The organism is Thauera sp. (assembly GCF_034003485.1).
In the GTDB taxonomy this organism is placed as follows: domain Bacteria; phylum Pseudomonadota; class Gammaproteobacteria; order Burkholderiales; family Rhodocyclaceae; genus Thauera.
In genome coordinates this window covers 1-14,340 of the sequence record NZ_JAVEYL010000022.1, presented here as the reverse complement: position 1 = coordinate 14,340, position 14,340 = coordinate 1, and the positions used below count along the sequence as shown (strand labels likewise).

Annotated in this window: 8 protein-coding genes; 6 read left to right on the top strand and 2 right to left on the bottom strand. The window is 63.9% G+C overall.

Annotated features, from left to right (window positions below; all coding sequences use genetic code 11):
* Window positions 1-83: 83 nt before the first annotated feature.
* On the top strand, window positions 84-866 hold the full coding sequence (locus RBT54_RS12990; protein WP_320367496.1) for an enoyl-CoA hydratase/isomerase family protein: 783 nt from the start codon (window positions 84-86) through the stop codon (window positions 864-866).
* A gap of 23 nt (window positions 867-889) precedes the next feature.
* Here the strand turns inward: RBT54_RS12990 and RBT54_RS12985 are convergent, their stop codons facing one another.
* Window positions 890-2,329 (bottom strand): TolC family outer membrane protein, encoded by a 1,440-nt coding sequence (locus tag RBT54_RS12985; protein ID WP_320367495.1) that lies wholly within the window; start codon window positions 2,327-2,329, stop codon window positions 890-892.
* 375 nt (window positions 2,330-2,704) lie between these two features.
* Between RBT54_RS12985 and RBT54_RS12980 the strand changes: the two genes are divergently transcribed.
* From RBT54_RS12980 to RBT54_RS12960, 5 genes are all read left to right on the top strand, one after another.
* Window positions 2,705-3,226, top strand: a complete 522-nt coding sequence (locus RBT54_RS12980) for a transglutaminase-like cysteine peptidase (protein WP_320367494.1) — start codon at window positions 2,705-2,707, stop codon at window positions 3,224-3,226.
* Between the two features lie 49 nt (window positions 3,227-3,275).
* Window positions 3,276-5,195 (top strand): LapD/MoxY N-terminal periplasmic domain-containing protein, encoded by a 1,920-nt coding sequence (locus RBT54_RS12975; RefSeq protein WP_320367493.1) that lies wholly within the window; start codon window positions 3,276-3,278, stop codon window positions 5,193-5,195.
* A 177-nt stretch (window positions 5,196-5,372) separates the two neighbouring features.
* Window positions 5,373-6,119: a PEP-CTERM sorting domain-containing protein gene (locus RBT54_RS12970; RefSeq protein ID WP_320367492.1), complete on the top strand. Its 747-nt coding sequence runs from the start codon at window positions 5,373-5,375 to the stop codon at window positions 6,117-6,119.
* Between the two features lie 20 nt (window positions 6,120-6,139).
* Window positions 6,140-10,960 carry a CapA family protein gene (locus RBT54_RS12965; protein ID WP_320367491.1) on the top strand — a complete coding sequence of 1,607 codons (4,821 nt, stop codon included), beginning with the start codon at window positions 6,140-6,142 and terminating at the stop codon, window positions 10,958-10,960.
* A 71-nt stretch (window positions 10,961-11,031) separates the two neighbouring features.
* Window positions 11,032-11,976: a hypothetical protein gene (locus RBT54_RS12960; RefSeq protein WP_320367490.1), complete on the top strand. Its 945-nt coding sequence runs from the start codon at window positions 11,032-11,034 to the stop codon at window positions 11,974-11,976.
* A gap of 139 nt (window positions 11,977-12,115) precedes the next feature.
* Here the strand turns inward: RBT54_RS12960 and RBT54_RS12955 are convergent.
* Window positions 12,116-14,340: hypothetical protein (locus RBT54_RS12955; RefSeq protein WP_320367489.1), on the bottom strand; the 2,225-nt coding region annotated here is incomplete at its 5' end.

The window sequence follows — 14,340 nt, the reverse complement described above, 5'->3', positions numbered from 1 at the left end:
TCGAGCGAGCGGATGATATATCATCCATAAGACTCCATACAGGTCCGTATGGAAAAATTTTATTTATCGAAAAGTCTCCTCCTATGAGCACACGCATCGACCTCGAAATCGGCGACGGACTCGCCACCGTCACCCTGCACAACCCGGCCAAGCTGAACGCGGTGAATGCCGCGATGTGGCGCGGCCTGTCCGCAGCGATGGCGCAGATTGCGGGCGATGACAGCGTGCGCTGCGTGATTGTGCGCGGCGCCGGAGACGACGCCTTCGCCGCGGGCGGCGACATCGAGGAGTTCGTGCGCGTGCGCGCCAACGTCGACGACGCGCTGCATTACCACGAGGACCTGGTGGCCAGCGCGCTCAACGCGATCCGCGACTGCGCCGTACCCACGGTGGCCGCCATTCGCGGCGCCTGCGTCGGCGGCGGGCTGGAGATCGCGGGCTGCTGCGACATCCGCATCGCGGGGGAATCGTCGCGCTTCGGCGCGCCGATCAACCGCCTGGGGTTCTCGATGTACCCGGGAGAGATGGCCGGCCTGCTCGCGCTGGTAGGGCCGGCGGTGGTGCTGGAGATCCTGCTCGAAGGGCGGATCCTGTCTGCGCGCGAAGCACTGCAGAAGGGCCTGCTGAGCAGGGTGGTGGACGACGAGAAGGTGTTCGAGGAGACCGCCGCCTGCGCCGCGCGAATCTGTGCGGGCGCGCCGCTGGTGGCGCGCTGGCACAAGCAGTGGGTGCGGCGGCTGATGGCGGGCGGGGTATTGAGCGAGACAGAAAAGCGGGACGCGTTCGCCTTTCTCGATACGGAAGACTATCGGGAGGGGCTGGACGCGTTTCTGAACAAGCGCTCGCCGCAGTTCTCGGGGCGTTGAGCCGACAGACCTGACAGACCTGCTTACTTCCCGGCCTCACGCATCGCCTCGGCAAACAAGGCGTCCTTGTCGATCTCGACGAACGCAGGTGCATCCGTAGGGCACAGGTCGGCCACGTCGATCTGCTCGCGGCTGCGTTCGAGTTCGGCGAGCTTGGGCAAGTCATCCCGCGCGACACCCAGCGCCTGCATCAAACGCCCCATGCCCGCGAGCGTCCTCGTCTCGGCAGTCGCCTTGTCATAGACCGCGATCACATAAGCGCGGCGCGCCTGGAAGTATTCATTTTCCGCATCGAGCAGGTCGAGCAAGGTGCGCTGCCCGATGTCGAACTGACGCCGGTACGCTTCACGCGCCTTCTCGATGGAGAGCTGATGCTGGTCGAGGTAACCGAGCTGCTCGCCGAGACGCGCAGTCTCGTTAAAGGCAATCGTCAGGTTCTGGCGCACGTCGCGGCACGCCTTCTCGCGGAGATCTTTCGCGACGTTCAACTCGTCGGCCGCCTGCCTGATCCGCGCCTGATCCGATCCACCACGGAACAGATTGTAGGTGAGCACGAGCTCCACCACGCTTTCCCGGGTATTTCCGGAAGCGCCGTCGAGATTGTGGTTCAGCGACTGGCGGGCACGCAGATCCAGCCGCGGGTGATGCGCCGAGCGCCAGGCGCTGAGTTGAGCCTGACCCGCTCGCACCGACTCCACCGCCGCATTCAGACTGGGGCTGGCGTTGAAGCCCTCACGCAAGAGCTCGACAGCCGACTTCGGCATGAACTCTCCTGCCATGCTCGCGGGCAAGTCCGCCAGCTTGCCTTCGGGTAACTCACCGACGATACGCTGATAGCGGGCGCTGACGTCGTGAAGGTTCGTCACCTCGGTCAGCAGATTCGACTCGGCCAGGGCGAGACGGCCACTCGCCTGCTCGAGATCGACCCGACGGCCGACACCTGCCGCGGTGCGTTCCGCGATCTGGTCGTGAACCACCTTGTGTTCGACGTAGTTCTGCTTGGCAAGGTCAACAAGGCGGCCATAGCGCAAAACATCCGCATAAGCCCTGATCGCTTCGCTCGCCGCGCTTTCGGAGGCCTCCAGTAAAGCGTAGTAACTGCCGAGGCGCTGGTAGGCGAAGCGCTCGACCTCGCTGCTGGTGTAGAAGCCGTCGTACACCACCTGGCTCAGGCTCACCTGCGCGCCACGCGTGGAAAAGCGCTCGGTCACCCCCGCGGGTGAGCGGGTACTCTCACGGCCGACGCCGCCCGAGAGCTGCACCTGCGGGTAGTACCCTCCACGCGCCACATCCTGCGCAGCATCGGAGGCCAGAAACGCGTTCCACCTGGCCTGCACTTCCGGATTGGAAACCACCGCCTTACGTGCGGCGTCACGCAACTGTTCGGGGATCTCGGCGAGCGCGGTCATGGGCATGACGCTCACCACGAACATGATGCCCAGACGGAGATTTTTCAGTGTCACGGTGCGTCTCACATGGAGTAGTTGGAGCAGGTCGCAAGCGATCTGTCGCGAACCATACTGAAGCGAATGCTATCCTGATCCCCCGGCGCCGACCGCGAACTATGCAACGCTATGGATCACACTGCATGGCACGCCCCCCCTCACGAGACACTGCCCACCCCCCGCACGGCGCACTGGACCTCGATGCACAAGCCTGCCACGCAACGCCCCGACGCACCTCGGCCCGGAGCTCGCTCCCTGGCTCGACTGCTGCTCGTCGCATGCCTGTCAGTCCACCTTGGAGCCCTCGGCAACCCTGCCCTGGTCACACTGGAAAGACGGGCGACGAGTGCTCACGGCGCCGAAACGGGCACGCAGGTGTCCGAGTGGATACGCATGCAGGAGGAAGTCAGCGCCCTTCCCCCCGCACAGCAACTCGAACGGACGAACACCTTCTTCAACCGTCGGCTTCGCTTCGAAGATGACATCGAAATATGGAAGGTGAAGGATTACTGGGCAACCCCGATCGAGAGCCTGAGCCGCAGGGCTGGCGACTGTGAGGATTTTGCGATCGCGAAGTACGTCACGCTGAGGCTGCTCGGCGTCCCGGATGACAGACTGCGCCTCATCTACGTCCGCGCTCAGATCGGCGGTCCGAGCAGCGGCGTCTCCCAGGCACATATGGTGCTGGGTTACTTCGAGACGCCCACCGCCGACCCGCTCATTCTCGACAACCTCACCGGCGAGATCCGGCCAGCGACGCGCCGACCCGACCTCACGCCGGTCTTCAGTTTCAACAGCGCGGGGCTCTGGGTCGCAGGCGCAAGCACCTCGGCCGCCGACCCCACCGCCCGCCTGTCCCGCTGGCGCGATGTCCTCGCGCGCATGCAACGGGAAGGGCTAACGCTCACACAATGAAGCCGCGCTCGCTCACACGCGCGGCCCGAAGTCATGGAGCACGCATTTCATGTCCCTGATCAAGCAACTCTGGATCGCGATCATCCTGATCTCGCTCACCTGCCTGGGCGGCAGCTTCGTCGTCAGCACGCTCTCTGCGCGCAACTACATGGCGCAGGAGCTCGCCATCAAGAACATGGATAACGCCACGTCACTGGCCTTGTCCCTGTCGCAGCTCCCCAAGGACGAGGTGACCGTCGAGTTGCAGGTGTCCGCACAATTCGACACCGGTCACTATCGCCAGATCCGACTGCGCAGCCCCACCGGGGAAACGCTGGTCGAGCGCACCTACGAGGGCAGCAACGGCAGCACGCCCGAGTGGTTCGTCAGTCTGATCCCGATCGAGGTCGCCCCCGGCATTGCGCAGGTGCAGGACGGCTGGCACCAGTTCGGCACGCTTACCGTCGAAACCCACAGCCGCTACGCCTACGACGCGCTCTGGAGAGCCACCCAACACCTGCTGCTCTGGTTCGTGGGGGCAGGCCTTCTCGCCGGATTGATCGGAACGCTCGCACTCAAATACATCACCCGCCCGCTCGGCAGCATGGTCAACCAGGCCGAGGCCATCGGTCAGCGCCGCTTCATCACCACCCAAGCCCCTCGAACCGAGGAATTCCGCCGGGTCGTGCAGGCCATGAACGCCCTCTCCGACCGGGTGCGCAGCATGCTGGCCGAAGAAACGCAGCGACTCGAAACCCTGCGCAAGCAATCCCAGCACGACGAACTGACCGGTTTGCTCAACCGCCGTCAATTCATCAAGGAGCTCGAGGCCGCGCTGGCACGCGACGACGCGCAAGCATCCGGGGTCGTGGTGGTGATCCGCTTCGCCCAGCTGGCCGAGTTCAACCGGCAATTCGGCCGCAACGCCACCGACCACCACCTCGTCGATTTCGCCAGGCGCCTGGATCGGTGCGTCTCCCGCCACCCCTCCTGGGAGTGTGGGCGGCTCAACGCCGCAGAGTTCGCCCTGCTGGCCCCTGGTGTGCTTGCCACCGAGGACATCAGGGGTGAAATCGAAGCGCTCGTCAAGGCAGAGCACGGCAACCCGCTGCTGGCCGACCAGCTGTTCATCGCCGCAACCCACTACGAAGCCGGTGACGCGCTCGGCAAGGTGCTCATGCGACTCGACGGCGCCCTGGCCAGTGGCGAGCAGGAGAACAAACGCGAGCTGCTGCTTGCGTCGGACCACCCGATGCTCTACCCCAGCCTCGACGCCTGGCGCAGCGCGCTGGGCGAAGCGCTGGATCATGGCCACCTCAAACTCGCGCAGTTCGCCGTGCTCGCCAACGACCTGCAGCAGACCCTGCACCATGAAGCCCCGGTACGTCTGCACCTGGAAGGCGAGTGGCGCAACGCGGGGCAGTTCCTGCCCTGGGCGACGCGCCTCGGCCTGCTGACCCGCATCGACGGCGCCGTGCTCGAAGCCGCCTGCCGCGCGCTGGACGCGGACCCGAATCTGGTCGGTCTGGCGATCAATCTGTCCGACGACGCGGTCAGGGATGTCGCCTTCCACGCCCAGTTCGAGACCACCCTGCGCGCCCACCCGGACGCCGCCGGACGACTCTGGATCGACGTCCTTGAGGGCAGCGCGCTACGCCACCCCGCAGCCTTCCGTACCCTGTGCATGCAACTGCGCGCGCTGGGTTGCAAGGTCGGGCTCAAGCATGCCGGACAGCACTTCAGCACCCTCGAGGGGCTGCACGATCTCGGCCTGGACTACCTGAAGATCAGCCTCGCGCTCACGACCGACGACGACGGCAATGCCGGCACCGCCTTCCTGCGCGGCCTGTGCTCGCTGGTGCACTCCATCGGCATGATCGCGATTGCCGAGCAGATCTCGGACGAGGGTCGCGCTCGGCAACTGTTCGCGCTGGGCGTGGATGGCGTGTCGGTAAGCGGGGCGCTGGGTTCGCAGCACAGGCCCGAGTAATCCAGTTCGATCGAGGGTGGGAGCTCAAGCCCCGACAGACAAGCAATCGAAACGGGTTCGTGCCCAAGTTGGCACTCGACAAGGGTGCCCAGCCCTAGACTCATGGGCATTACTATCGTCCGCACGCCCTGCCGCGAAGCTCGAGGGCCTGCCCGGATTCAGCAACCGTGAGCCCCAATGAAAATGAGAATCCTGCCCGCACTCGCATGCACGCTCCTCCTCCCCATCGCCGCCCATGCAGCCCCGTTGGTCCTGTATGGCCACGACCGAGGACTGGGCGAACAGGTTCGGCTGACGACCACCGCAAATGCAGACGCCGCACGCGACGCTTTCCTCGCCCGGCTTGACGACGCGATCACCGAAGACTTCGAGCGCTTCCGCGAGTACGCCGGCTACCAGACAGGCCTCTCGCTCGATTTCGGTGCCCTCGGCACCAGCACACTGCAGAGCACCGACAACAACAAATCCTTGTGGGTCGATGCCGTCGCCTTGGGCACGACCAACACCAAGGGCCGTTATGCCATCTCCGGCCTCAATTATCTGCAGGTCAGCTCAAGCCATTTCCAGCTCAACTTTTCGCAGCCTGTTTCGGCCTTCGGCTTCTACGGTATCGACATCGGTGACTTCAGCGGACGCTTCACGCTCGAGGTGTTCCGCCCCAACGGCGTATCGACCAGCTATTCACTCGACGACACCTACCGCTCCCCTGGCGGCGGGGTCCTCTACTGGGGGCTGATCGACGCGGAAAACCCATTTTCATCGATCCGCTTTGGCAACTCGAACTCCGGCACGGACTGGTTCGGCTTCGATGACATGACCATTGCCAACGCGAAGCCGCAGCCCGTATCGGAGCCCGGCGCGCTGGGGCTTCTTGGCCTGGGGGTTGCCGTGCTTGGGTTCACCCGCCGGAGAAAGGTCGCCTGATACAGCGGAGACCCCGGTCGATGTCGCTCTCATCCCTGCTGGCTGGCGCGCAGCCCTTGGTGACTGGTCGTCTTGGAGAGCACACCCAGTTAGCCCCCCGTCATCCCGCCTGTATCCTTTTTTTTTCCATTTCGGACGGCAAGACGCGGGCGCGCGTTTGCCGGGCAAGCGGTGCGGACTTCTCTGCCGCATGGAAAGAGGGCGTAGCACGCTGCCGGCGCCTCGCTCAGACCCGCGAGCTCGAGGTCAGCTGGCTGCGAGTCGACTGGGTGAGCGCAGTCTTCGCCACCACCTGGGGCGAGCTCGACGCAGATCTCGCCAAGACCAAACGCAACTACTTTCGCTACGGCCTGGCCTTTGACGCAGGCTTCGAGCACGCCCTGCTCGAGCAGGAGCTCAACGCCAACGCCATGCTGTACGGCGGCAACGAGCTTGCCGCAGCACGGCGCAACACCCACAACTTTGCCGCTTACCTGTCCCGACGCTTCGGCGCCACCTTCCAGCCCGACTTCGCGGCTGAAACGCCGGTCTGGCGCTTTGCCAGCGAAGGCCTCTTCCTCTCGGACGAGCCCGCGCTGAGCGCCCTGCCGGGCGGCAGCGCAGCGCAAGCCCTCCCTGGGCCCGACACCGCACCCCACGCGCGCTGGAAAAGCGCACTCACGCTCGAGAGCGGACACCGCGACGTCTCCCCTCTGGATACCGACGCCACGCTCGCGCTCATCCGCAGCAGCAGTGAATTCCTCGCCCGCCAGGTGCAGGCGGATGGTCGCTTCATTTACGGCCATTTCCCCTGCTTCGGCCGCGAGATCCCCACCTACAACGCGCTGCGCCACGCCAGCTCGGTCTATTCGATGCTCGAAGCCTGGGAGCTCACCCGCGCTGCCCCGCTGATGGCGGCGATCGAGCGCGCGCTGGACTACCTCACCGCAAAGCTGATCCGCCATTACCCGCGCCCGGACGGCGGCACGATCGCCTTCAACGTGGATATCAACGACGAGATCAAGCTCGGCGCCAATGCGGTCAGCCTGCTCGCCCTCGTCAAGTATGAGGAACTCACCGGCGATGATCGCTACCGCCCCCTGATGGAGGGGCTGGCGCTCGGCATCGCGCAGATGCAGGATGCTTCCACCGGTAAGTTCATCCACGTCCTCAACGCCGCCGACCTGTCGACCAAGGACGCCTTTCGCATCATCTACTACGACGGCGAGGCGGCTTTCGGACTGATGCGCCTCTACGGCCTCACGCGCGACCCACGCTGGCTGGCGATCGTCGAAAAGGCCTTCGACCACTTCCTCGCCGCGGATCACTGGAAGGCGCACGACCACTGGCTGTCCTACTGCGCCAACGAGCTCACGCGCTACAAGCCGGAAGAGAAATACTTCCGCTTCGGCGTGCAGAACATCGCCGATTACCTCGACTTCATCCTCACGCGCGAAACAACTTTCCCGACCCTGCTCGAGCTCGCCATGGCTTTCGAGCAAATGCTCGGTCGCATCCGCCAGATCCCCGAGATGCAGCATGTGCTCGATGGATTCGATGTCGACAAATTCCACCGGGCCCTGCATCACCGTGCCCATTATCTGCTGAACGGCTTTTTCTGGCCGGAGCTGGCGATGTATTTCGCCAGGCCGGAGAGTGTCGTCGGCAGCTTCTTCATTCGCCATCACAGCTTCCGGGTGCGGATCGATGACGTCGAGCATTATCTGTCGGGGTTCGTGGCGTATTGGAAACTGCTCTCCAGTCCGCGCCGGCCGCCTGAGGCAGACAACGATCCATTGCCATCTCCCGCGGCCAGCGAGCCTCGTGGCCCCGTCGTCGCATGGGGGGGCGACGTAAATCTAGGCCGTCGCCAGCACTATCGCACCGCGGAGCTGGGTGCCGACAAGGTCCTGCGCATTCCCGCCCTGCGCGATGCAGACCTTCGCATCGTCAACCTCGAATGCGTCGTCGCCACCCAGGGTGAGCAAGGCGTCCGCAAAGGCGAAGGGGGTCCGTACTACTATCGCGCCCGCCCGGAGATGCTGCGCGTACTCGCGAGCGCGGGCATCGACCTCGTCACCGTGGCCAACAATCACAGTGGCGATTACGGTCCTGAAGCGCTGCTGGAGCAGGCAGGCTGGCTTGATGCATTCGGTATTGCCCACGCCGGCAGTGGCAAGAACGCCGAACAGGCGTTCACGCCAGCACTGCGGCGGGCAGGCAGTCTGAATGTGGCCGTATTCGCGCTCGATGCGACACAGCACCGCTTTGCGGCCACGATCGACACCCCCGGCTGCGCCCACCTGCCTCTACAGGACCCTGCGACCTGGAAGGCCAGGTTTGCCCCTCTCATCGCGCGCGCCCGCGTGCAGGCTCACATCGTCCTGGTCGCGGTGCATTGGGGCGCAAATCTCGCGCGCGAGCCCGGTGCCGACGAGATCGCCGCAGGCCATGCACTCATCGATGCGGGGGCGGACGCTGTACTGGGCGCCTCCGCACACGTACTGCAAGGCATTGAAATCCATCAGGGACGCCCGATCATCTACGACGCGGGCGACCTGTTGTTCGACTCGATACGCAAGACGCCGGGCCAGAGCGGCGTGTTCCAACTGGAACTCGGCGCCGACGGCGTCAAGCGCGTGACATTCGTACCGGTCGGCGTCGGCTTCGGCTTTTCCGCGCAGCATTCAGGCGCCGAGGCCGTGGCCGCTGCCCGCGACTACGCACGATGCTGCGAAACCATGGGCACTCACCTGCAACTCACCCAGGAAGGGCTTGCCTTTATTGACCTGCATCCGCCGCCCCGAGCACACCGCCCGTTGCCGCCTGCGCCCACCACCCGCTACGACCTGGCTTGTCTCGAGGAGATGCAGGCGCAGGGGACCGACGCCTGGCAAGTCAAGGAGGTCCCTTCAGACGCACGCATCGAACCCCTGCGCTTCGGGCCACTCACCCTGCTCGGTGTGCGCATGAAGCCCCTGGAGGCGCTCACCCGCCGCCGGATGCTGTGGGTGGAGACCTTCTGGCGTAGTGATGGGCCCATCGACGAGGACATTCGTCTCGATATCCGCGGCGTCCCGGTGCGCCCGACCACGATGCGTCCATGGGGCGAAGGCATGGACCACGATCCCTGTGACTGGATGATGCCCACCAGCCGCTGGCAGCCGGGCGTGATCTACCGTGACCATTACGGGCTGCGCCCCCCCTACCTGAAGGACTGGAAGAACGTCGACCTGCAACTGAGCATCGGCATCATTTCAAGGCAGCACGCACCGTGCACGACCACACTGCCGTATTTCGTGCGCCTTGCCGTGCCCGGCAAGGACGAGGCGCCCCCCGCGCCGACCACCCCAAGCTATCGCACCGAATTCCCCTCGATCATCCACGACTGCCTTCCCGGCCAGACCTGGACGGCAGCGCAACTCGAAGCCGTGACGGGCGGGAAATGGCTGGTACGCCCCCCGGAAGGCTGGTTCGTGCGCTCGGTGGTCGCGGGTACAAAGCACATTGACCTGCTGCCTGCACCCACGCTGTTCATCGGACACGACTCACACGATCGTTGTCGGCACGAACAAAGCAAATTGCCCGCGAAGAACTTCGACCGCCACTCGGTGATTTCCGGACAGGTCTCGAGCTTGGCCGGGGCGCTTGTTCGCACCCCGGAAATCTCATCACGATTGCCAACCACCTTTCCCATCCTTCAGGTGGAGGATCCCATCCGGTCCTTGATCGAACTCGGCCTGGCCGCACGAAGCAGGTACAAGCATCCGGTGATCGCCATCACTGGCACGGTCGGGAAATCGAGCACGCTGCACATGCTCGAGGAAATGCTCAGAGTGCATGGACGGGCCCTTACGACAATCGACAATTACAACTCGCGCGTCGGTGTTCCAGCCATGCTTGCAAGCCTCGCAGCCGACGATCACGCAGCACTCCTCGAAATCGCACAAAGCGCACTCTGGATGCGGCGCGGCCCGATTACCCGTTTGGTGAGACCCTGGGTCTCCATCATCACGGAAATCGCGCTCTCCCAAACGAACGCGATGGTAAGAAACATCGACGATGTCGTTCGCTGGAAGTCGAGGATTTTCGAAGGTCTGAGCGGCCCGGCAATCGCCGTAATCGGTGATCACCTGCATGGATTCCAGCGCATCGCCGATAGCGCGCGTGGGCTCGCGAAAAGGATTGTCGTCTATGGAGAAAGCGCAACCGCCGAGGTGCGGCTGCTCGAATCAAGGCCTGGCGTTCTGAGCCAGTCCGCGACACTGTCTGTCGGCGGTCGCATTGTTGCGCTTGAGCTCCCAGTGGCGGGAAAAGGCATGCTGCGCAATGCACTGGCGGCATTGGCCGCGCTTTATGCACTCGGCTACGATGTCGAACAATGCGCAGCGCGACTCTCAGGATATCGCTCACCGGAAGGCAGGCTCGTGCCCGGGGAAATCCGTATAAATGGCTCCCTGGTGACGTTAATCGACGATAGCTATAACGCCGAGGTCGCCTCCATGATTCACGCCTTCGAGGTTCTCGCCATGCACAAGGTATCGAGCGAGGCGAGACGCATCGCAGTGCTCGGCCGAATCGTCCATCTGGGAGATCAAGCACAAGCGCTCCATGAATGCCTCGCGGAGCCGCTCCTGGCCAACGGCGTGGATCACGTCGTGACGCACGGCGCTGAAATGTGCTACCTGCGTGAAATGTTGCCTTCAACGATGCTGGGACCGCATTTCTCCTCCGCACCTGAACTCGTTGAGTACATGACAAAGACGCTGAGAGCTGGTGACGTAGTCCTCGTCAAGGGCTCACGCAGGGACTCCGACTTCGGCCTCATCCCGTCCTTGCTTGCACAAGCTTCGAACGCTTGATTGAAGACGGTGTTTGCCGGCCTCCCGCGGGGGGCCGACTGCCTCAGTAGCTATAAGCTTGGCGCTACCCTATGTTCCGTTTCGCAATAAGACACGCCCTGATCGCTTGTGCGCTGATCAACCTGCAATGCAGGGCATTCGCGCTTGAAGAACCGGACCATGAGGTGCCGCTCCCCTGGGGAGCTGCAGCCGAGCGAGCACATTGCCCGGACACGTCAAGTTTTGCCTGGGTCACCCATCCGGAGGGCAGCGACTGCATCCGCTATTTTGCAGCGGGCGATCTCGAAAAGGCACCGATCGTCGTCGCGATCTTCAGCGGCGACCGGGACAGACTTCTGAAATACAGGTCGGACGAAATCCCCGGCAATACACGTCGCTCACGTGAAGCGATCGCTGCCAAGTTTTCACGGCAATCTGGTCTTCCTGTCGTGCTGGTTTCTAGACCGGGCATCTACGGCTCCTCGGGCAACCATCTCAAACGTCGCCAGGCACGGGAATATCGCGCCTTGGATGCAGCGCTATCGTCCCTTAAAAAACGGTACGGGATCGGCCAGTTTGCCCTGCTTGGACATAGCGGGGGCGCAACCGCAGCCGCCGGTATCCTCACACTCGGACGAGAAGATATCCTTTGTGCGGTCCTGAGCTCGGGCGCGTTCGACCTCGACGAACGCGCCCGCCGGCGCGCTGCGGCGACAGGGCGCAGCGAAGCGGAGAATCGTGACACAACTGGTGTCAACGCCCCATTCGACCCTTTGCATCATGTCGAAGGCATCGCCTTCAGCCCCTCACGCAGAATCTACGTCCTCGGCAACGCCGCAGACCAGGTCACCCCATTTGACCTGCAGAAGAAGTTTGCCGACGTGGTGGCAAAAGCAGGACACCACGTCGAACTCCGAGACATCCCGGCGAGCCCGCCCAGATTTCACGATCTCCTCGGCGGGGTTGGTCTGAAGACAATTCAGGCGTGCATCCAGGCCGCCCAAGGGCCCACGGCACCTGCCGAAGAGCGTTTCTGAGCGCCCACCACGTCCCGCCGTCTTGCCTTGAGCAAGCACCCGGGCGCAGGCAGATACAAGGGCCAGAACACGAAAATATCGAGCCCTGCCTCACCATTCGGCGAAGCAGGGCCCTCGTTACGCCTTGGCGGCGCCGTTCTTACTCGGATGCGGGCTTGGTGAGGTCGTCGATCGCACCGTCAACCTGATTGTCGCCTACCCCAAGCTCCCCGAAATCCGGTTCAAAGGCGTCCAGAGGCTCGATTCCGCCATCGATCTGCCCAGCCTCATCGGATGGCTCGCCGCGACCCGCATCAGAACTTGATGAGGAGAGTCCGGAAAGGAGATCTTCATCCTCCTCCTCGGGCAGAACCTCCCTGACATCCAGACTGTCCTGCTCCGAAGGCTCTTCGGGCGCCGACGACTTCTGCTCAGCAAACGCTGTCGGCATCGCCACGAGCTCCTCTTCACTGAAGGACATCATCCTCGAAGCAGCCTGATTACCCCCTCCTGATCCACCCCCGTTCCCGGCACCCGCATCGTCGATTTCAAACTGGATGAAATTGCTTTCTTCCGGCCAGATGCTATCGACGATAGTCAGCTTGAGCCCTTCGAGCCCTTCGGACTGACCATCCTCGAGCGCCTGAATCGTCACTTCGAGCGGATTTCCAGTGAGGTTCTGATCCGAGTCGCCGTTGTTGGTCAGCGTCACCTTAATCTCGTCGCCCTCGACTTCATACGAGACATCGAAGCGGTTAGAGGCTGCAGTGAACTCAAAATCGTTCATCGATGCGGCGGGATGACCCTCAATACCTGAAACCTTGAATGTCACCGTTGCCGACTCGCCCGCGCCCAGCGATTTATCGCCGGAGGCGCTCATTGATCCGTTCGGCATCAGCTCCGTTCCGTACTGGACGTTGAAGGTCTTCTCGGATTTGTTGCCGGCGCCTTCCTTGAGCGAATAGGTCTGGTCCTCATTCCTGTTGCCCTGAGGAGAGATCCAGAAGCCACCGGGGAGATCTGGCGGGTCATCGTCGCCGTCGGCGTCGGCGTCGGCGTCCGCATCCGCATCGGCATCCGCATCTGCGTCGGCATCGGCGTCGGCGTCGGCATCGGCGTCGGCATCGGCGTCCGCATCGGCATCTGCATCTGCATCGGCATCTGCATCTGCATCGGCGTCTGCATCCGCATCGGCATCTGCGTCGGCATCTGCGTCGGCATCTGCGTCGGCATCTGCGTCGGCATCTGCGTCGGCGTCGGCGTCGGCATCCGCATCCGCATCGGCGTCGGCATCCGCATCGGCGTCCGCATCGGCATCGGCATCCGCATCGGCATCGGCATCGGCATCGGCATCCGCATCGGCATCGGCATCGGCATCGGCATCGGCATCGGCATCCGCATCGGCATCGGCATCCGTATCGGCATCGGCATCCGCATCGGCATCGGCATCGGCATCGGCATCGGCATCCGCATCGGCATCGGCATCCGCATCGGCATCTGCATCGGCGTCTGCATCGGCATCTGCATCCGCATCCGCATCGGCATCCGCATCCGCATCCGCATCCGCATCCGCATCTGCGTCGGCATCCGCGTCAGCGTCAGCGTCGGCGTCCGCATCGGCATCCGCGTCAGCGTCGGCGTCCGCATCGGCATCCGCATCGGCATCGGCGTCTGCATCGGCATCGGCGTCTGCATCGGCATCGGCGTCCGCGTCAGCATCGGCATCGGCATCTGCGTCGGCATCTGCGTCGGCATCTGCGTCGGTATCTGCGTCGGCATCCGCATCCGCATCCGCATCCGCATCGGCGTCGGCATCGGCATCGGCATCCGCATCGGCATCGGCATCTGCATCTGCATCTGCGTCGGCGTCGGCATCCGCATCGGCATCGGCATCCGCATCGGCGTCGGCATCGGCGTCGGCATCGGCATCCGCGTCGGCATCTGCGTCGGCGTCGGCATCTGCGTCGGCATCGGCATCGGCATCTGCATCGGCGTCTGCATCGGCATCCGCATCCGCATCCGCATCCGCATCTGCGTCGGCATCCGCGTCAGCGTCAGCGTCGGCGTCAGCGTCGGCGTCAGCGTCGGCGTCCGCATCGGCGTCGGCATCCGCATCCGCATCGGCATCCGCATCCGCATCGGCATCGGCATCGGCATCGGCATCGGCATCGGCATCGGCGTCTGCATCGGCGTCGGCATCGGCATCGGCGTCCGCGTCTGCATCGGCATCGGCGTCCGCATCGGCGTCCGCAGCGGCATCGGCATCTGCGTCGGCTTCTGCGTCGGCATCTGCGGCGGCATCTGCGTCGGCATCTGCGTCGGCTTCTGCGTCGGCATCTGCGTCGGCATCTGCGTCGGCATCTGCGTCGGCATCTGCGTCGGCAT